Source organism: Streptomyces sp. Edi4, from assembly GCF_040253615.1.
In the GTDB taxonomy this organism is placed as follows: domain Bacteria; phylum Actinomycetota; class Actinomycetes; order Streptomycetales; family Streptomycetaceae; genus Streptomyces.
Genome location: NZ_JBEJGY010000004.1, coordinates 4,504,804 through 4,521,922 on the forward strand (window position 1 = coordinate 4,504,804; position 17,119 = coordinate 4,521,922).

Annotated in this window: 18 protein-coding genes and 1 tRNA gene; 5 read left to right on the forward strand and 14 right to left on the reverse strand. The window is 69.1% G+C overall.

Translation table 11 applies throughout. The features are described 5' to 3' along the window. Window positions 1-81: 81 nt before the first annotated feature. Both rlmB and ABR738_RS22455 read left to right on the forward strand, forming a co-directional pair. Window positions 82-1,038, forward strand: a complete 957-nt coding sequence (gene rlmB / locus ABR738_RS22450) for a 23S rRNA (guanosine(2251)-2'-O)-methyltransferase RlmB (protein ID WP_350231768.1) — start codon at window positions 82-84, stop codon at window positions 1,036-1,038. Window positions 1,039-1,113: 75 nt separating this feature from the next. Next, a complete protein-coding gene (locus tag ABR738_RS22455; protein WP_350231769.1) occupies window positions 1,114-2,643 on the forward strand; it encodes a DoxX family protein in 1,530 nt (509 codons plus the stop codon). Between the two features lie 254 nt (window positions 2,644-2,897). Here ABR738_RS22455 and ABR738_RS22460 read toward each other — a convergent pair whose 3' ends face one another. The 3 genes from ABR738_RS22460 to ABR738_RS22470 all read right to left on the reverse strand — a co-directional run bounded on the left by ABR738_RS22460 (window position 2,898) and on the right by ABR738_RS22470 (window position 5,446). Then, a complete protein-coding gene (locus ABR738_RS22460; RefSeq protein WP_350231770.1) occupies window positions 2,898-3,629 on the reverse strand; it encodes a nucleotidyltransferase family protein in 732 nt (243 codons plus the stop codon). A 33-nt stretch (window positions 3,630-3,662) separates the two neighbouring features. Continuing rightward, window positions 3,663-4,073 carry a hypothetical protein gene (locus tag ABR738_RS22465; protein WP_350231771.1) on the reverse strand — a complete coding sequence of 137 codons (411 nt, stop codon included), beginning with the start codon at window positions 4,071-4,073 and terminating at the stop codon, window positions 3,663-3,665. Between the two features lie 236 nt (window positions 4,074-4,309). Further along, window positions 4,310-5,446: an ABC transporter ATP-binding protein gene (locus tag ABR738_RS22470; protein ID WP_350231772.1), complete on the reverse strand. Its 1,137-nt coding sequence runs from the start codon at window positions 5,444-5,446 to the stop codon at window positions 4,310-4,312. Window positions 5,447-5,899: 453 nt separating this feature from the next. Between ABR738_RS22470 and ABR738_RS22475 the strand changes: the two genes are divergently transcribed. Beyond that, window positions 5,900-5,976: transfer RNA gene (locus tag ABR738_RS22475), tRNA-Thr, on the forward strand. A gap of 55 nt (window positions 5,977-6,031) precedes the next feature. Here the strand turns inward: ABR738_RS22475 and ABR738_RS22480 are convergent. The 10 genes from ABR738_RS22480 to ABR738_RS22525 all read right to left on the reverse strand — a co-directional run bounded on the left by ABR738_RS22480 (window position 6,032) and on the right by ABR738_RS22525 (window position 13,056). Continuing rightward, a complete protein-coding gene (locus ABR738_RS22480) occupies window positions 6,032-7,213 on the reverse strand; it encodes a tyrosine-type recombinase/integrase (protein ID WP_350231773.1) in 1,182 nt (393 codons plus the stop codon). Beyond that, window positions 7,213-7,407 carry a helix-turn-helix domain-containing protein gene (locus ABR738_RS22485; RefSeq protein WP_350231774.1) on the reverse strand — a complete coding sequence of 65 codons (195 nt, stop codon included), beginning with the start codon at window positions 7,405-7,407 and terminating at the stop codon, window positions 7,213-7,215. Before ABR738_RS22485 ends, ABR738_RS22480 begins: the two co-directional genes overlap by 1 nt. Then, complete coding sequence (gene repSA / locus ABR738_RS22490; protein WP_350231775.1) at window positions 7,404-8,834, reverse strand: replication initiator protein RepSA; 1,431 nt, start codon at window positions 8,832-8,834, stop codon at window positions 7,404-7,406. Before repSA ends, ABR738_RS22485 begins: the two co-directional genes overlap by 4 nt. An 88-nt stretch (window positions 8,835-8,922) precedes the next feature. Further along, the gene (locus tag ABR738_RS22495) at window positions 8,923-9,240 is read right to left on the reverse strand and encodes a SpdD-like protein (RefSeq protein ID WP_350231776.1); all 318 of its coding nucleotides are present in this window, start codon (window positions 9,238-9,240) and stop codon (window positions 8,923-8,925) included. A 23-nt stretch (window positions 9,241-9,263) separates the two neighbouring features. Further along, on the reverse strand, window positions 9,264-9,419 hold the full coding sequence (locus ABR738_RS22500) for a DUF4175 domain-containing protein (protein WP_167159228.1): 156 nt from the start codon (window positions 9,417-9,419) through the stop codon (window positions 9,264-9,266). Between the two features lie 9 nt (window positions 9,420-9,428). Next, window positions 9,429-9,620, reverse strand: coding sequence for a mobile element transfer protein (locus ABR738_RS22505; protein ID WP_350231777.1), 192 nt, complete (start codon window positions 9,618-9,620; stop codon window positions 9,429-9,431). 63 nt (window positions 9,621-9,683) lie between these two features. Further along, entirely contained in the window at window positions 9,684-10,328 is a 645-nt protein-coding gene (locus ABR738_RS22510; RefSeq protein WP_350231778.1) for a DUF2637 domain-containing protein, read from the reverse strand. A gap of 91 nt (window positions 10,329-10,419) precedes the next feature. Continuing rightward, the gene (locus tag ABR738_RS22515) at window positions 10,420-11,778 is read right to left on the reverse strand and encodes an FtsK/SpoIIIE domain-containing protein (RefSeq protein ID WP_350231779.1); all 1,359 of its coding nucleotides are present in this window, start codon (window positions 11,776-11,778) and stop codon (window positions 10,420-10,422) included. A 2-nt stretch (window positions 11,779-11,780) separates the two neighbouring features. After that, window positions 11,781-12,137 carry an SCO3933 family regulatory protein gene (locus ABR738_RS22520; protein ID WP_167159221.1) on the reverse strand — a complete coding sequence of 119 codons (357 nt, stop codon included), beginning with the start codon at window positions 12,135-12,137 and terminating at the stop codon, window positions 11,781-11,783. Window positions 12,138-12,276: 139 nt separating this feature from the next. Further along, window positions 12,277-13,056: a GntR family transcriptional regulator gene (locus ABR738_RS22525; RefSeq protein WP_350231780.1), complete on the reverse strand. Its 780-nt coding sequence runs from the start codon at window positions 13,054-13,056 to the stop codon at window positions 12,277-12,279. Between the two features lie 18 nt (window positions 13,057-13,074). On the opposite strand from ABR738_RS22525, the gene ABR738_RS22530 reads away from it, so the two are divergent. Continuing rightward, window positions 13,075-13,542 carry an NUDIX hydrolase gene (locus ABR738_RS22530; protein WP_350231781.1) on the forward strand — a complete coding sequence of 156 codons (468 nt, stop codon included), beginning with the start codon at window positions 13,075-13,077 and terminating at the stop codon, window positions 13,540-13,542. Between the two features lie 413 nt (window positions 13,543-13,955). Further along, window positions 13,956-14,723, forward strand: coding sequence for a hypothetical protein (locus ABR738_RS22535; RefSeq protein ID WP_350231782.1), 768 nt, complete (start codon window positions 13,956-13,958; stop codon window positions 14,721-14,723). Between the two features lie 1,311 nt (window positions 14,724-16,034). On the opposite strand, the gene ABR738_RS22540 is transcribed toward ABR738_RS22535, so the two are convergent. Further along, a complete protein-coding gene (locus ABR738_RS22540) occupies window positions 16,035-16,778 on the reverse strand; it encodes a GntR family transcriptional regulator (protein ID WP_350231783.1) in 744 nt (247 codons plus the stop codon). Between the last annotated feature and the right edge of the window lie 341 nt (window positions 16,779-17,119).

Consider the following 17,119-nt stretch of genomic DNA (forward strand, 5'->3'; position numbering starts at 1 on the left):
CGGGCGGCACACTTCATATACGTACGTACACGGTCTGCATCCGCATGTGGATCGCGGATTCACTGAGGAAATAGGTAGGTCATGGCCGGGAACAGCCAGCGCAGGAACCGCCGCACGTCCAACAAGAAGGGCGCCACGGTCGGCAGCGGAGGCCAGCGGCGCCGTGGCCTGGAGGGCAAGGGCCCCACTCCCAAGGCCGAGGACCGCAAGAAGCACAAGAAGAACCGCATCGCGACCGCCAAGGCCAAGCAGGCCGCGACCCGTCGCCCCGCGCCCCGGCGCGGCGGCGTCAAGGGCACGTCCGAGATGGTCGTGGGCCGTAACCCGGTCTTCGAGGCGCTGCGCGACGGCGTGCCCGCCACCACGCTCTACGTCCAGCAGTACATCGACAACGACGAGCGCGTGCGCGAGGCGCTCCAGCTCGCCGGTGAGCGCGGCAACATCAACCTGATGGAGGCCCCGCGCGTCGAGCTGGACCGCATGACCAACGGGCTCAACCACCAGGGCCTGGTCCTCCAGGTCCCGCCGTACGAGTACGCGGACCCGCAGGACCTCACGGCCTTCGCGTACGACAACGGCGAGGACCCGCTGATCGTCGCCCTCGACGGCGTGACCGACCCGCGCAACCTGGGCGCCATCGTCCGCTCCACGTCCGCGTTCGGCGGCCACGGCGTGGTCGTGCCCGAGCGGCGCGCGGCCGGCATGACGGCGGGCGCCTGGAAGTCCTCCGCGGGCACCGCGGCGCGTACGCCGGTCTCGCGTGTCACCAACCTGACGCGCGCCCTTGAGGCGTACAAGAAGGAAGGCCTCACGATCGTGGGCCTCGCCGCCGACGGCGAGCACACGGTCGAGGAGCTGGACCAGATCGGCGGCCCCGTCGTCATCGTGATCGGCAGCGAGGGCAAGGGACTTGGCCGGCTCGTCGGCGAGACCTGCGACTACCGGGTGCGGATCTCGATGCCGGGCGGCGCCGAATCCCTCAACGCGGGTGTCGCGGCGGGCATCGTGCTCTACGAAGCGGCCCGCCGACGCGCCTGAGCTGGGTGATCTTGACGGGTCTCGGACAGATTCGGGCCCGTCAAGCAGTGTCCTAAGCACCCATCACTCGGTTAGATGAGTGTGGACACCAGAACGCCCCGGCCCGGGTTCGACGACCAGCCTGCCCTGAGCATGGCCAAGGTGGACTGCGACCCCGCGCAGGTCATCGTCAACCACGCGAGTTTCCGGGTGCAGCTTGCGCCCAAGTCGCGGCCGAAGCCCATCATTTCGAGCACCGCGGTGCGCCGCAGGGCGCCCGTGGTGTGGAGCGGGAAGTCGGCGCCCGGGGCGAGCGGACTGCTCCAGGCCGTCCGCGCCACCTCCGCCGGCGGCGCCGGCGCGGGCTATGACACCGGCGCGACGCAGACCATCCCGCGCGTCGCCGTCGACGACACGATGCCGACGCCGCTGGTCCCCGGATCCGGCCCGGGCCCGGAGACCGCGCTCCTCCCTCAGATGCGCACGCCCTACGGCCAACAGCCGTACCGGCGCAGCCAGTTCGAGGACTTCGACGCGTTGGACGAACGCGAGGAGTTCGAAGGCGACGCGGACGACGGCTCGCCCGCCAAGCGGCGCGGCACCGAGCCGGTCCGCCACGCCTACTACCCGGGCCGCCGGATGAACCTCGGCGTCGTGCTGCTCCCGCTGCGCGTCTTCCTCGGTTTCATCTCCGTATACGCCGGCCTGGGCAAACTGTGCGACCCGGTGTACTTCGACGGCGGCGAGCGCGGCTCGATGGTCAAGTGGCTGCACTCGATGCACCCTTGGGCGCTCGCCGAGCCCCTGCGCGACTTCGCGCTCTCGCACCCCGTGGGGGCCGGGCTGACCGTGGCCTTCCTCCAAGTCGTCGTCGGCGTACTGACGATGCTCGGCCTGTGGCAGCGGGTGGCCGCCGTGTTCGGCGCGCTGCTCTCGGCGGCCCTGCTCGTGACGGTGAGCTGGCAGACGGTACGGGCCAACGACGCGCCGGACATCATCCTGCTGGCCGCCTGGTCCCCGCTGATCATCGCGGGCGCCCCGGTGTACTCGCTGGACGCGCGCCTCGCGGGTGAGGCCTGGCGCAAGCTGGGCCCGCGCTCCGAACTGTGGGAGCTGCGGCGCAGGGTGCTGCGGCGCGGTCTGGTCATGACGACCGTCGTGGTCGGCCTGACCCTGACGACCGGCGCGCTGCTCGGCGGCGCGGTCCGCTCCACCACCGTGGTGACCGTGCCGGGCCCCGACGACGACCCGACCAACTACCTGCCCGGCACCCCGCTGCCGAGCGAGACAGGCCCCGCGCTCGCCCCCCGGACGACGCCGAAGGCCGTCAAGCCCTCGCCCAAGGCGAAGACGTCGCCCAGCTCCTCCCCGTCGGCGTCCAAGAAGCCGAAGGCGCACCAGACCGTCACGGCGGGCACCACCGGCCAGCCGAGCCATTCCGCCGGCACCGGGGGCCTTGCCCCCTCGCACCACCGCACCACGCCGAAGGCCCCGCCGTCCACCAGCGCGGGCCCGACGTCGACCGGCGGCACCGGCTCGACGGGCGGCGCCGGAAGCACGGGCGGCGGCGGTGGCGGCGCGGGCGGCCACGGCAACCGCAACCCCATCGGGGGGCTGCTGGGCTAGCGGCGAGGTCCGCACCGCGAGCGAGGGGCCGGACCATTCCGGCCCCTTCGCCGTGCCGCCGCCCCCCCCGATTCCGCCCGCGGGCTCGGTGCCGCAGTCCCCGCGCCCCTGGAGCATCCGATCCTGGTCCGTGTGGGCGTGGTCAGCCCGTCATGGGGCCCCCTGGCCCTCAAGGCCTTGGGGGAATTTGAGGACGAGCGCCCTTCAGGCGCGAACGGGGTCCGGGGCGGAGCCCCGGGCAGCCGGGGCCGGAGTCACATGCGATGCGCCGCAAGCTCCTTGGCGGCCTCCGTGAGGTCCTTCGCCGTGTCGATGGCCCGCCAGTACGCCCCGTGCGGCAACGGGAACCCGGCGAGGCGCCGCTCGCGGGCGAGCCGGGGGAACGTGGTGCGCTCGTGGTCGCCGACGTCTGGCAGCATCGCCGTGAAGGCCGCGGAGAAGACGTACACGCCCGCGTTGATGAGGTACGGCGAGGGCGGCGACTCGATGAAGTCGGTGATGTGGCCGAAGGCATCGGTCTCGACGGCTCCCCAGGGGATGCGGGGGCGGGCCAGGGCCAGCGTGGCGGTCGCGTCGCGTTCGCCGTGGAAGGAGGCCATCTCGCGCAGGGAGAAGCGCGTCCAGATGTCGCCGTTGGTGGCGTACCAGGGCCGGTCGGGGTGGGGCAGCGACGCGGCCGCGTACTTGAGGCCGCCGCCACGGCCCAGCGGTTCGTCCTCGACGACCGTGGTGACCCGCAGGGGAAGTTCGGCCTTGGCCAGCCAGTCCTTCAGGACGTCGGCGAGGTGGCCGCAGGAGACGACGGCGTCAGTGACGCCCTCGGCGGCCAGCCAGGCAAGCTGATGGCCGATGATCGGAACCCCGGTGCCCGGGATCTCGACCATCGGCTTGGGGCGGTCGTCGGTGTACGGACGGAGTCGTGAGCCCTGGCCGCCCGCCAGGATCACGGCCTGTGTCGGAAATGTCGCGGTGGTGCGCGCAGTCATGCGGTGAACGATAGGCGTCCCCGCAGGGGGACGTCACCGCTCCTGGGCCACGCCGGAGGCGAAGGAGGTGTCGCAGACGGGGCGGGAGTACGTCTGGGCCTTCACGGGGCCGTAGTGCTCCACGGCGGCCCTGCCGAGCGCGCGGGCGATCGACATGCAGTGCCGGGCGAGCGAGGGGCGGTGCTCGACCTCGCGCTGGAGGTGGGTCAGCGCGGTGCCGGGGTCCTTCTCCTGGAGCTCGGTCAGGAGCGCGTCCCGCAGTACGTCCTGCGGGGCGCGGGACTTGGCACGTACGGAGACGTTCTCGGAGGAGGCGGTGAGGATCTGGGATCCGTTGCTGCCTGCCCAGTTGACCCGGGTGACCGCGAGCGTGCCGGAGAGCACGAGGACGACGGGCAGGACGAGGGCGAGGGTTCGGCCGATTCGGCGGGCTGTGTGCGTCACGGAGGCGAGCGTAGCGGGGAGTGATGATTTGGCGACATTTAGTCACTCTGCCGGGGGACGGTTCGCCGCCGTTTTCTCAGAGGCGTGTTGACGAACACCATTCGAATTGCCCGATGTGCCGGGGTATTTGTCGACACCCGCCCGGAGAACGGCGGCGGCCCCGCACGCGCGTGCGGAGCCGCTCGACCGGAGACCCCTTGGGGTGGCGGCCGCGTACCGGTATCAGTCTGCCGGTATCAGTCTGTAAGGCGCTCGCCCGTGGAGGTGGAGAACACGTGGATCTCACCCGGACGCGGGACGACGTGGAGCTGTGTGCCCTTCTCCGGCACCGAACGGCCGTCCACGCGGACCACGAGGTCCTTCGTCTCGCCGCCGACCTCGGCGGAACCGTACACATAGCCGTCGGCGCCCAGTTCCTCGACGACGTTGACGGTGACGGCGAGGCCGGCCGGGGCCTCGGCGGACTCCTTGGTGAGGGACGTGGCGGCGGCGCCGCCCTGCTCGACGATGTCGAAGTGCTCGGGACGCACGCCGACGGTGACCGTACGGTCGCCCCGGTCGGCCGCCGCGCTCAGCGCCTCGCGGCTGACCGGCACCACGCTGTTGCCGAACTTCACGCCGCCGTCGGTGATCGGGACCTCGACCAGGTTCATCGCGGGCGAGCCGATGAAGCCGGCGACGAACAGGTTGGCCGGGCGGTCGTACATGTTGCGCGGCGAGTCGACCTGCTGGAGCAGCCCGTCCTTGAGGACGGCCACGCGGTCGCCCATCGTCATGGCCTCGACCTGGTCGTGCGTGACGTACACGGTGGTGATGCCGAGGCGGCGCTGGAGCGAGGCGATCTGCGTACGCGTGGAGACGCGGAGCTTGGCGTCGAGGTTGGACAGCGGCTCGTCCATGAGGAAGACCTGCGGCTCGCGCACGATGGCGCGCCCCATCGCCACGCGCTGGCGCTGACCGCCGGAGAGCGCCTTGGGCTTGCGGTCCAGGTACTCGGAGAGGTCGAGGATCTTAGCCGCCTCCTCCACCTTCTTGCGGATCTCCGCCTTGTTCACGCCGGCGATCTTGAGCGCGAAGCCCATGTTGTCGGCGACCGTCATGTGCGGGTACAGCGCGTAGTTCTGGAACACCATCGCGATGTCCCGGTCCTTGGGCGGCAGGTGCGTGACGTCACGCTCGCCGATGCGGATGGCTCCGCCGTTGACGTCCTCCAGGCCCGCGAGCATGCGCAGGGAGGTGGACTTTCCGCAGCCGGAGGGGCCGACGAGGACGAGGAATTCGCCGTCCTCGATCGCGATCTCGAGCCCGTCGACGGCGGGCTTGGTGGAGCCCGGGTAGATCCGGGTCGCCTTGTCGAACGTGACAGTGGCCATGACTGATGTGTCCCTTCACCGGCAGGAACGTGCCGGACGATCCGAGTAGAGGGAGAAGTGGTGTAGTCCACCGGGGTGGACTGGGTCAGGACGCTACCCGGCGGATGTCCGCGTTGTCAGCACTCCAGGCCCACGAACTTCCCGACCCGGGGCCCCGGAGGCCGGGCCCCGGGGTCCCGGCCCCCGGCCGCCCGGCCCCGGGGTCCCGGCCCCCGGCCGCCCCGAGCCGGCGACGCCCCGGGCCCTGGATGCCCCGGAGCCGGCGACGCCCCGGGCCCTGGATGCCCCGGAGTCGGCGGGCGCCCGGGGCCCTGGATGCCCCGGAGCCGGCGGGCGTCCCGCGCCCTGGACGCCCCGGAGTCGGCGCCCCGCCCGAGTCCGTGGCCCGCCCAGGACCCCGCCCACGAAATCCGCCGCCCCGCCCGGCCGAGCGTTGGTTACACTTCACGCGTTGCCTCCTTAGCTCAGTTGGCCAGAGCACCGCTCTTGTAAAGCGGGGGTCGTCGGTTCGAACCCGACAGGGGGCTCCAGGGAAAAGGCCCCCAGCCGATCATGGCTGGGGGCCTTTGACATCCACGTCTGACATCAACGCGGCTGATCACTCCCGGATGACCCGTCCCGCACCGGGCGACGCCTGAGCAGCCGGTCCATGTGGCTGATGGCCTCGCGCTGGGTGTCCTGGACGACGTGCGTGTACACGTCCATGGTCAGACTGATCTGTGAGTGGCCGAGGATCTCCATCACGACGCGGGGTGCGACTCCGGCCGCGGTGAGCAGGGTCGCGCACCCGTGCCGGGCGTCATGCAGCCGGACGACGCGGAGGCCGGCGGCCGCGGAGACCCGGACGAAGGACCTGTGCACATTGCGCGGCTCGACCGGCCGACCGGTCCGGGTGGTGAAGACGTAGCCGGTCTCCTGCCAGGCCGTACCAGCACTTTCGCGGGCGGCGGCCTGGCGCATGCGGTGCCAGCGCAGGGGAGCGACGCACATGGCGGGGAGTGGGAGCGCCCGGCTGCGACGCCCCTTCGTCTCGTCGTTGTAGAGCACGCCGCGTCGGCGCTGGAGCTGCTGCCGTACGGTCAACGTCCTTTGCTCCAGGTCGATGTCGGACCAGCGCAGACCGACGAGTTCTCCCCGGCGCAGGCCCATGGCGATGGCGAGCACGAAGGCGGCGTAGAGCGGATCGAGTCGGGCGGCGGCGAGGAAGGTCAGGGTCTCGTCGAGGGACCACGGGCTCAATTCACGCGGCTTCGGGCGCGGAGGCTCGACGAGCGTGGCCACGTTGCGCGTGATCAATTCCTCCCTGCAGGCGGCGGAAAGAGCCGAGCGCAGGACCCGGTGCGACTCCTTCGCGGTGGCTGCCGTGGTCTTCTTCTCCAACTGGAGAAGGAAGCGCCGGACGTCGGCGGTGCCAAGAGACTCCAGCCGCTTCCCGCCGATCATCGGGGCGAGGTAGAGGCGGACGTGCGCCTCGTACTTGTCGTACGTGCTCAGCTTGCGGCGCGGCTTCACGACGCTCTCCAACCAGAACGTCAGCCACTCGGAGAGCTTGGCCGATCGGGTGGGCACGGGGGTGCCGCTCGCGACCTTGTCGAGGAGTTCACGGCGCTTGGCGTCGCACTCCTCCCAGGTCTTGCCGTAGGCGAACTTGCGGGCACGGGTGCCGTCCGGCTGGAGGACGTAGACCGCACACTGGTAGCGGCCGTCCTTGCGCTTGGTGATCGTGCCGGCGCCGTTGGGGTTGCGCTTGCGCTGGGTGGTGGCCATCAGGAAGCCTCCTCGATCTGGCCGAGGATGAAGGCGCTGACGGAGTCGAGCGGGATGCGGCGCGCACCGTCAATCTTGATCGAGACCAGGCGGTGCGACCGGATGAGGTCGTAGACCTTGGAGCGCCCGAGCTTGAGCCGCGTCATGACTTCGGTGACGGTCAGCAGCTCGGCGGTGGTGGTCGCGGTGGTCATGCTGCGGCTCCTTCCAGGGCGAGTTGGGCGGGCAGTTCCTCGCGCGCGGTCTCGCGGTTGAGCTGGAGCGCGCGGGCGATCGTCGCGGCGAGGGCCGACTCGCCGGGAGTGTGGCCGTGGCCCGCGTACTGCCAGTCGCGCAGGACGAGGACGCTGTCCGGCTCGCGGTCCTCCAGGCCGAGGGCTTCGCGCTCTTGTGCGGCGCGGAAGTCGGCTCGCGCAGCCCGGAGTTCGCCCAGCGTGGTCGAGTAACGGCGCGACTTCGAGGAGAAGTGGCCCCGGAACCCGAGCATGTGAGCCCACGCCCAGAGACGGCGGTCGGGGTAGAGCGGATCGAGGAGCTTGCAGGCTTCGATCAGGCGCCGGGCGTGCTCGGGGAGGTCGTGACGGGCGAGCTCGGCCGGCTCGCCGATGCGGCGGTCCAGCGTGCCGGTGTTCTCGGCGGCCTTGGTGGCGTACTTGGCGACGTAGGAGGCCACGGCCTGTTCCGTGATGTCCGACCCGTCGCCGAAGGCCTTGATCGGGCGTACGTCGAGCTGCGTGCCCCAGCGGAAGGTACGGGCCGGTTGCCCGGCGGCCGCCGGTACGGAGACGGACGTGTAGCCGTGTGCTGAGGCAGAGTAGATGGCATCGGTGAGCAGCTCCACGGTGGCCCAGGACGGCGGCGGCGTTCCGGGGCCGTCCGGGCCGTCGACGCGGATCACGGCGTGGAAGTGCACGGCACCTCGCTTCTGGAACTCCGCGACCTTGCCGTACGAGACGCGGGCCGATTCTTTCAACTCGCGTTGCGTTACCCCTGCGCGTGCGGCCAGCTCTCGGCGCAGTCGGGTCGTGAAGCGCATCCACAGGCCGCCTGCGTGGTTGTTGAAGAGCACCGCCGCCGCGTAGTCGTACGTCGTCGGGTCGAGGGCCGTGCCCAGTGCGGGGTCGTCCGTGGCATGGGCAGCGCCGCAGCGGCAGAGTCCTCGGCCAGGGCGGTTGTGGACCGGACCGAAGGACGGGGCCGTGAGGGTGGCGAAGACGCGCGGATGGTCCCGGACCGAGCCGGGAACGTCTCGGCGGTCGTCCCCGGCGAGCCCGGCGCGGATGAGCTGGTAGGTGTCTCCCGCGTACGTCCAGGCACACGACGGGCAGCGGGAGGCGCGGCGGTTGCCGCAGGCGACGCGGAGTCGGCCGCCCGGTTCCGTGCTGGTGGAGTAGGAGTGCAGGGTCTCCCCGGTGGTCCTGTCCTTGGTGAGGGTCCAGCCGGTTAGGTGTACGGGGTCGGAGCAGCCGCCGGTGCGACGGACCTGGTCCTGCCAGCGGTCGAAGTCGGGGGCGGAGGCCACTCTCAACAGGTCTCCGAGGGTGATCGGGTCGAGGGGCGGTGCAGTTACGGGCGACTCCCGTGTGCGGAGGCGTCGGTCGGGTGCGGCGGGGTGAGCCATGCTGGAGGTTCCTTCGGTTCTCGGATCGGAGGGCGTACGGCTCCCGGGCGGCGGATGCTTGGCGGTATCGAGGCCGCCCGGGGGCCGGTCAGCGGTGCTTCGTGCCGGTGCTCATCAGGGAACGGACGACCAGGGCGCAGATGGCGAGCGATGTCCCGGTGAGGGCGACCGCGAGCAGCATCGAGACCAGGACAGCGCCGAGCACCAGGACCACGGCCGTCCCGCCGCCGATGAGGGCGATGACGGCGCCGGGGGTGATCTGGACGGTGGGCCGGGCGGGTGCAGGACTCGGTACGACGGCCTGCACGGGGTGCTGCTGCACGATGGCGGCCCGTTCGGCGATGACCGCGGACGGGACGGTGCGGCCCGTCGGCTGCGGCATGGTCGGGACCTTGGGACGGAACATGGTGAATCCCCTTTCGCGGCTGACTACTTGATCGCTGTGTCGATGACGGGGGACAGCAAGCTGTCGGCGAGGAGGTAGCCGCCGACGAGGAGCACCGCCACGAGCCACCAGGGCGGGCGGACGAGCTTGATGCCGAGGTAGCCGACGACGACCAGGGCGAGCCAGAGCGGGACGTCCACGGTGGGCTCCTATCGGGCGGTGCAGCGGTGGGTGCGGGCGGCGAGCTGGGCCGCGCTGCGGCTGGAGTAGTCGGCGGACCAGCCGCAGCGGTCGTTGGTGCACACGGCCGCGTGCTTGGTCCGGCCGCGGTGGTCGCGATAGGTGCCGATCTGCACGGGGCCGATCCGCATCACGGAGTGGAAGTGGTCACGAGCGGGCATGTCGGTCAGTCCTTTCGGGCGGGTCGTCCCAGTGCTGGCAGCCACGCCGAACTTCGCTTCTCATCAGGCGAGTTGAGCGGCGATGGCTTCGGCGAGCTGGGCCGGAACTCCGAGACGGGCGCGCAAGGCGTCGGCGTCGAGTGCGGAGCCCGTACGCGCGTGGTGGTCGTCGGTGAGCTTGCGGGCGTGGTCGACGAGGGCGGCGGGGACGGGCGGCGCGATGGGCAGATCAGGCGGGTCTGTTCGTACGGGTTGATCGGCGGGCTCCGGATCGGGGGCGGGCCCCGGGGCGTGAGGCTCGGCGGCCGAATCTGCCGGCGGGTTCGGGAGCGGCTCGTGCATCGCGCCGCTCGCGGTGTGGGCGAGGAGGGTGCCGCCGAGGAAGGCGAGTGCGGGCCACCCAGCGATGCCGAACCTCAGCCAGACGGGCGGGTGTTGGAGGTCGAGCAGCCCGGCGGTCGCGACATTGGCACCGAGCGAAGCGGACAGGGCGATCAGGAACCAGGACCAGGCGAGCCGAGAGGGTCCCGCGCTGCGTAGCCGCCGCCAGGAGGCGACCAGGAGCAGGTCGACGCTGACCGGATAGGCCCAGGCCTTCCAGCCGCCCTGCCCGGCGGCGAGGGCGAGGTCATGGAGGTGAGCGAAGGAGAGCGCTCCGGCGATCACGGCTTGTACGAGAACGGCGTCCAGGCGGATCGAGCGGTTCATGGAGCTCCACCAATTCGGCGATTCGGCGTTCGGCATGGAGGGGTAGGGAGCTGGCGCGATGGGTCGCGCCGACCGGCAGGGGAGGAGAACGTCAGGCCGTGGCGGGACGGGCCTTGAGCGGCACGAGGGCCTTGGAAGGCAGAGCGACGGCGGGCCGGAAGACGGCGAGTGCCGGCAGGTCCGGGGCGCGGTCGGCGTAGGCGTTGCAGTGATTCACGGCGTCGCGCAGCGAGATGTGCGGGGCTCGGATGCGGGCCCAGCCTCCGGTCGAGTCACCGGCGACAGCCAGGCCCGGGGTGTCGGGCGAGATCTGGATGGCGGCGAGGACGGCGTCCGGGGAGATGTCGCCGAAGGCCATGTTGGCGCTGGTCTCGTCGTTGACGCGGTGGGCCGTGCGGCCGGTGAGCTGAGCGCGGAGCATCGTGATGCCCTTGCCCAGTTCGGAGCCGAAGCGCTGACCACAGATCTCCAGGTAAATGCCTGCGGCGCGGCCGAGTTGGGCGAGCCGGACCAGATCGGTGACGATGCGATCGCGGCGCTTCTCCTCGTCCTTGTTCGCGAAGAGCGCGAGTTCGGCGACCTCGTCGACCAGGACGACGACCGGGACGGGACGGAGGCCGACGGGCAGGTCCCAGATGTCGGCGGCGATCTCCGCGTCCGGTATGGCGACGCTGATGCGCTGCTGGGCACGGATGAGCCGGTAGACGTCCGCCATGTGCGAGACGAGCGCGTCCAGGAGATCGAGCGCGGTCTCCTGGTCGTCCGCGAGGGCGGAGAAGCGGCGGGCCAGGGGGAAGAGTTCGACGCCCTGCTTGCAGTCGATCCCGACCAGGGCGACGTCGAGCGGAGCCAGCCCGCAGACGAGGCTGCGCAGGTACACGGACTTACCGGACTCGGTGGCTCCCAGCGTGAGCCCGTGGGGCACGGCCCGGAAGTCGCGGTAGTGCACGGCCCCGTCCTCGCGCAGGGCGACGGGGATGCGCATCGGAGCAGCGTCACCGGCCTTCTCGGCGGGCATCCGAACCCGCCTGAGCACGTCGTAGCCGGTCATGCGCAACTCCACGACTCCTGAACGCAGTTCGCGAGAGCTGACGCCGTACATCCCGAAGGAGTGGCGCAGCCGGTCCGTGGCGGCGGAGAAGTCGAAGGCGTCCTGACCGGGGCGGAGCTTGAGCCGCAGGACCAGGCCCGTGCGCGTCGGCCGTAACCGCAGGACGCGGGGCGAGCGGGACTCGGGTACGGATCGGCCGGCCATCCGGGCGAGGGCGAGCTGCCAGCGCGCGGGTGGCACGGTGAGCCCGCAGGCCTCCATGACCGAGGCGTACCGGACCAGAAGCCGTAATGAGGCGAGCGCGGCGCCGAAGCAGACCCAGTACCAGGCGGGGCGCCGCCACCGCAGGATCACTGCGGAGGCGACGACCAGCGTCAACCCGACCGTGAAGGTGGTCATGGTCAGGCTGCCTTGGGCTGCGTAGCACCGACGCCGAGGGAGGTGAGGGCGACCGCGCGGTAAGCGATGCCATGCCGCTTCTGGCCGTTGAACTCGTTCTCCCACGGCCGCGCGATGAGCCCCGTCAGCGCGACCGGGGTCCCCATGGCCAAGTCGTCGGAGAGACCGGGCTTGGGGATGGTGACGGACAGGATCTCGACTTCGTCGTTGGCCGCGAACATCACGTCCACGGTCATCAGAGCGGCTCCGGTCTCGGCGTCCACGGCGAGCTCACCGGTACGGCGGTCCTTGACCTTGGGCTGCGGTGCCTTGGCGACCATGACGGTCGCGGCGGAAGTGTCCACAGGGATCTGACGCACGGCTGATCACTCCTCTATAGATGCTGAGCTCCACCACTCATGTACATGAGTGACATGAAGAAGAGTGCAGCACTCCTATACATGAGTCAACCCGCCGAGACGAAGAAGTCGCGGCGGGCTGTGGGGAGTTGAGCGCGCGTCAGTCGGCTGCGGGAATCCGGTAGCTGAAGACGAACTGGTCAGCGGCCATGAGGGTGTCGCAGACCTCGACCACGCGACCGGCCGTTGTCACGGCCTCACGCACGAGGTGAACCACCGGAGCTCCGGGGCTCAGCGCCAGCTCGGACGTCTCGGCCTTGGACGCCGGGCGGGCTTGGAGCGTCTCGACGAACTCCGCGAACTCGTGTCCGTGGTCTTCGAGTCGGGCGTAGATGCCGCCCCCGCCGGGGTTCTCGGCGAAGAGCTCGGGGATGTCCTTCACCACGTCCCAAGGGAGGTAGGAGGTCGCCGTCTCGACGGGCGTGCCGTTGCGGAAATAGAGCCGCCGCCGGGCGAGCACCTGGGTGCCAGCCTCGACGTCCAGGCGCGCGGCAATGTCCTCGGTGGCTTCCACCGGGCCGATGTAGAGGACGCTCACCTTCGCGGTCGCTCCCGACTGGGCCGACTCGGCCAGGTACGCGGCTTTGCCCCCCTGTCGATGCGATCGCCGGAAGCGGTCGGAGGAGCGGTGCCGTACGGGCGGCCGGTCCTTCACGATGGAGCCCTTGCCGTGCCGGGTCTCCACGAGCCCACTGGCCCGGACCTCGGCCATGGCCTTGCGCACGGTTCCGCCGGCAACGCCGTAGCGGTCCACGAGCTCGGATTCGCTCGGCACCAGCTCGCCGGGCTTGAGAACGCCGGCCCGAATCTGCTGAACGATTTCGTCGGCGATCTGCACGTACCGGGGTACGGCCTTCCCACCTCCTACTGCTGTTCCCATAGTCCTTCTCATCCTCCTATGCTCCTGTACATGAGTAACAGCGCGCAGGAAGGCCAGTCAACGCCGCTCCACTCCGTGTCCGTGGCCGGGGTGGTAGTCCGTGACGATGGTCGGCTCCTCGCCATCCGACGCGCTGACAACGGCACTTGGGAACTTCCGGGCGGCGTACTCGAACTCGACGAGTCCCCGGAGGAAGGTGTTCGTCGCGAAGTCCGGGAAGAGACGGGCATCCACGTCGAGGTCGACGAGCTGACTGGGGTCTACAAGAACACGACCCGAGGCATCGTGGCCCTGGTCTTCCGCTGCAAGCCGGCGGGCGGCGTCGAGCGCACATCGAGCGAATCAACGGCCGTCGACTGGCTTACGCCGGAAGAGGTCGCGGAGTGGATGTCGGAGGTCTACGCGATCCGCCTCCTGGACGCGCTGGACGGAGCGGGCCCGCACGTCCGCAGCCACGACGGCAAGCGCCTGACGCCCGCGCGATAGAACTTTCCCTACTTCATCAAGGGCCCGCGCACGGCGCGGGCGCGCGCCGCCTCTGCGGCGCGGCCTGCCTCCTGTCTCCGCCCCGGCTGGCCGCGCCCGGCGGCGCGCTCGCGACTGCGGGCTGGAAGTGGGAGACACCCTCCGTGGCTGGGGCGGCCGGCTCCACGGCTTTAGGCAGCCACTTTGGCGCGAGCCTCGAAGATCATGGCCCCAACGTCGTGCTTTACCGGGCAGGTCCACAACCTGCCCGACGCGCCGGAAGCTTACGGGGCCATGATCACTCGCGCCAAAGCAGCTCCCGCCCAAACCCGCTCCGCCGACCTCGTGCGACAGGCGGAGGCCGTATGCATAAACCGCCTGCGAGTTAGAAGGTGGACCAGTAACCTGAAAATCTCCGATGAAGGAGCGATACCGTGCCAGACCCAGCGATGAAAATGATCACCAGCGAAAGATTTCTCCCCGTCTGGGAAGCGGTCACCTGGAGCGCAGTGGAAAACGCCGTCATGTTTGACGAGGTGGACCTCGACACTCTCAGTGCCGATGAGGTTATTATTGAAGCTATTTCGCTACACCTCGATCATTTCGACATTGACCCCGACGAAGAGCTTAGCGAGAGCAAAAGAGCCGGGAAGGCAAGCCAGGTCCAGTGGTCCGGAAACCATGAACGGGAGCTGAAGAACCAAGGGGACAAGTTCCTGGACGAGGGAAAACACGAGTTCGCGATACTGTTTTACGCAACTTGGATTGAGCACTGGCTAAACCGAATCATCCTGTTGCGCGCAACCGGCAAGGGGACGCACCCGGAGCTAGCTACGGCACTCATCAGAAGCTCACGAATCGAGCTCAAGATGGGGAGAATATGGACGAGCTTGGACAACCCGAGGTTCCCCAAGGAGCTCGCCCGGCAAATAACTCGCGTAATGGAGTCTCGGAACGCATTTGTCCACTACAAGTGGCCCAGCGAGGATGAAGAGACACACAGAGAATCGATTAACCGCACCAAGCTGGAGGCGCAGAGGGCACAACAAACGGTCGTCGAGCTAATCGAACTAGAAGATTCGATCTTCTATAAGGGTAGGAGTGAAGAAATCAGGGAAGCGTTCCGGAATGGCTGGTACGAGAGGCGGCGTGAGACCCTAAATCAGGCGACGTCAAGCGAAGCCGAGCAGGCGAACGATTAGATCGGAATTGCGTTGCAAGTTACCTCCCTTGCGCAAACGGTAACTGCGTTTTCCCCAGTGGTAATCGCAGTGCTCACAGGGTTTTTCGCTGCCCGCGCAAGTCGCCGATCCAGATCAGACAAGATCATGGTTCGGTTAACGGCAGAGATCGCGGCGGCCGAATCTCTTGCAGAGGGCACAGCAGCCAAGGCCACACTTACTTCACAGTTGGATGCAACGGCCCAGAAGTACAGGCAAACGTGCGAGCGCGAAGACTCATTCAAGCGAGACGCTGTGGGTGTTAGCTTGGGCATCATTCTGGGCGGCGGCGGCATCAGCCTCGGTACCTGGGCCGCTCTCCAGGGAGGAAATTACTTGTGGTGGTGGGTGCTCGCAGTCCCCGCAATCATCCTCGGCGTACCTGGCTTCTTCCACGAGCTAGCCGGCGGAAACAGCAGGAGCGTGCCGAGCGTGGCCGCGCCACCTGAGCCTGGTCCTCCGAGCACCTGACGTCAGAAGCGTCCTGGGTTCAACTGCTGCCACCTGGCCAGAGGGCCACCTACTAGTCACTAGTAGGTGGCCCTGTGCATCCCAGGCCGCGGCGGGCAACCAGTACGGCACCGAAGTACGACAGTGACGGCAACCGTGACGGCAACGAAGATGGACGGCAGCAGTGCCCGGCAGCCCTGAGCGGCAGCGGCAAGAACACATCAGGGCTGCCCACCCCGGCGTGCCCGCATCTTCTAAGCGCCGGGCCCTCTCCGGGTTAGTGACTAACTGCGTGACAACGCCGACGCACACCGACGGACGAGCACGGACGCCAGCGGACCAGCAGCGCAGGTGACGGGCGCACTGGCCCAAGGCACGGCCGCCGCCAAAGTTGCTTCGGGACGAAGAAGTCCAGTGCTCAGAGGTTCCAGGCTGTCTTCGGCGACGCGAAGAGGCCCGGATCGAGATCCGGGCCTCTTCGCGTATCGACTATGAGTAACTGCTAGTCGATCCTGCTCATGGGTCTCTGAGGAGGGTCACAGCGTTCCAGGGGCATGAGGTCCGCGGCCGCTAAGCGGTGGCCCCGGCTTGTTGCTACGCGAAGCGTGGCCTGCAGGGCTTTGATCAGGGCCGTCGTCAAGCCTTCGAGCGCCGGTCGCTCCGTTTCGTCGTCGCTGATCATCTTCAAGCCTTGCGCTACCAGGGCTGATGCGCTGTCCAGTTGGTGTACTTCCATCTCGTCCGCTAGGCGGGACAGGCGGCCGGCCGGGTCGTCGGTGCTCAGGAAGCACGGCTTGCCGTCCGGGCTCGACCAGGGCAGGAGGCGGAGTTCATCGTGTGGTGTCATCGTTGCGCACGCCTCCCCGCCGTCATGCGATGAGTGGTGAAGAGGGCGTTGGCGCGGTCGCCGGGTAGGACGAGGTGGGCCGCTTCGGCCACGCGGCCCTTGATGTCGGTCGAGACCCGGGTGATTGCCAGGATGGCCAGTGCCGTGCTGATGCGCAGGGTGGCGGCTTCGCTCCGGGTCGGAAGGCGGGCGTTGACTGTCTCCTGAGTGTCGGCGAGTGCTGGACGCGCCTCCGCCAGGGTCGCCTCGACCGACCCCCAACAGGACAGCTCTGCTCGTGGGTTGACCGGCGCCAGGTCGCGCGGGACGTAGAAGCGGATGAGGCTGTGTGGCGAATCGCCCTCGTAGCCGACGCAGCGCAGTTCGGTCAACGGGCTGTGGAGCGGCACCTTCAGCAGCGAGGCCAAGTCACCTCGCGCCCAGATCTTGGTGGTGCGGACCGTGACGCGGAGGGTCACCCTTGCGGCATCCCGGTCGATGGCCATGTGTCCGCCGCCGACGTAGGTGACCTGATGAAGACGGCGGCGCACGAAGTTGCCTTTACCGTGGATCTTCTCGATGAGCCCTTCGCCCTGGAGGACCGCCAAGGCGTTTCGCAGGGTCGGCGTGCTGACCCTGTAGTGCGTGGCGAGCTGAGTCTCTGAGGGGAGGCGTTCGTCGGGCTTGAGGCGGCCTGTGATGATCCGGGCGCGTAGGTCGTCGGCGATCGCGTACGGGAGGGGCGGGGCGGGCCGGGTCACCACCTTGACGGCCCCCTCGATGTGATCAATTGAGTGCGGACGTACATCGTCAACTGTTCGCCTGACTCGAAGAGGAGCCGTTTGGCTCCACCAGGGAGTTGGCCGAGGTACGTCACTCGGCACGGGCGGGCGCCGGTCAGGATGACGTCGCCGCATCGCACGTTGGTCGAGGTGATTTCGACAGGGGCCGTCAGGGAACGGCCGGAGGTCCAGTTCTTCACGGGGACACCCCTGCAGTCGTATCCCGGTCGGGCACCGTGTGGCACGAGCACGTGCAGGCCTCGTAGATCACGGGGACGTCGCTCGGCGCTGCTGTCGGCACAGAATGCGCGCACTCGCGG

What these genes read in the sequence shown, in the direction of transcription:
- ABR738_RS22495 (WP_350231776.1), bottom strand. Translation starts at nt 9,240, where the DNA reads ATGTTCCGTCCCAAGGTCCCGACCATGCCGCAGCCGACGGGCCGCACC.
- ABR738_RS22515 (WP_350231779.1), bottom strand. Translation starts at nt 11,778, where the DNA reads ATGACCACCTTCACGGTCGGGTTGACGCTGGTCGTCGCCTCCGCAGTG.
- rlmB (WP_350231768.1), top strand. Translation starts at nt 82, where the DNA reads ATGGCCGGGAACAGCCAGCGCAGGAACCGCCGCACGTCCAACAAGAAG.
- ABR738_RS22505 (WP_350231777.1), bottom strand. Translation starts at nt 9,620, where the DNA reads ATGCCCGCTCGTGACCACTTCCACTCCGTGATGCGGATCGGCCCCGTG.
- ABR738_RS22480 (WP_350231773.1), bottom strand. Translation starts at nt 7,213, where the DNA reads ATGGCCACCACCCAGCGCAAGCGCAACCCCAACGGCGCCGGCACGATC.
- ABR738_RS22510 (WP_350231778.1), bottom strand. Translation starts at nt 10,328, where the DNA reads ATGAACCGCTCGATCCGCCTGGACGCCGTTCTCGTACAAGCCGTGATC.
- ABR738_RS22470 (WP_350231772.1), bottom strand. Translation starts at nt 5,446, where the DNA reads ATGGCCACTGTCACGTTCGACAAGGCGACCCGGATCTACCCGGGCTCC.
- ABR738_RS22460 (WP_350231770.1), bottom strand. Translation starts at nt 3,629, where the DNA reads ATGACTGCGCGCACCACCGCGACATTTCCGACACAGGCCGTGATCCTG.
- repSA (WP_350231775.1), bottom strand. Translation starts at nt 8,834, where the DNA reads ATGGCTCACCCCGCCGCACCCGACCGACGCCTCCGCACACGGGAGTCG.
- ABR738_RS22530 (WP_350231781.1), top strand. Translation starts at nt 13,075, where the DNA reads ATGCTCCTGTACATGAGTAACAGCGCGCAGGAAGGCCAGTCAACGCCG.
- ABR738_RS22455 (WP_350231769.1), top strand. Translation starts at nt 1,114, where the DNA reads ATGAGTGTGGACACCAGAACGCCCCGGCCCGGGTTCGACGACCAGCCT.
- ABR738_RS22485 (WP_350231774.1), bottom strand. Translation starts at nt 7,407, where the DNA reads ATGACCACCGCGACCACCACCGCCGAGCTGCTGACCGTCACCGAAGTC.
- ABR738_RS22525 (WP_350231780.1), bottom strand. Translation starts at nt 13,056, where the DNA reads ATGGGAACAGCAGTAGGAGGTGGGAAGGCCGTACCCCGGTACGTGCAG.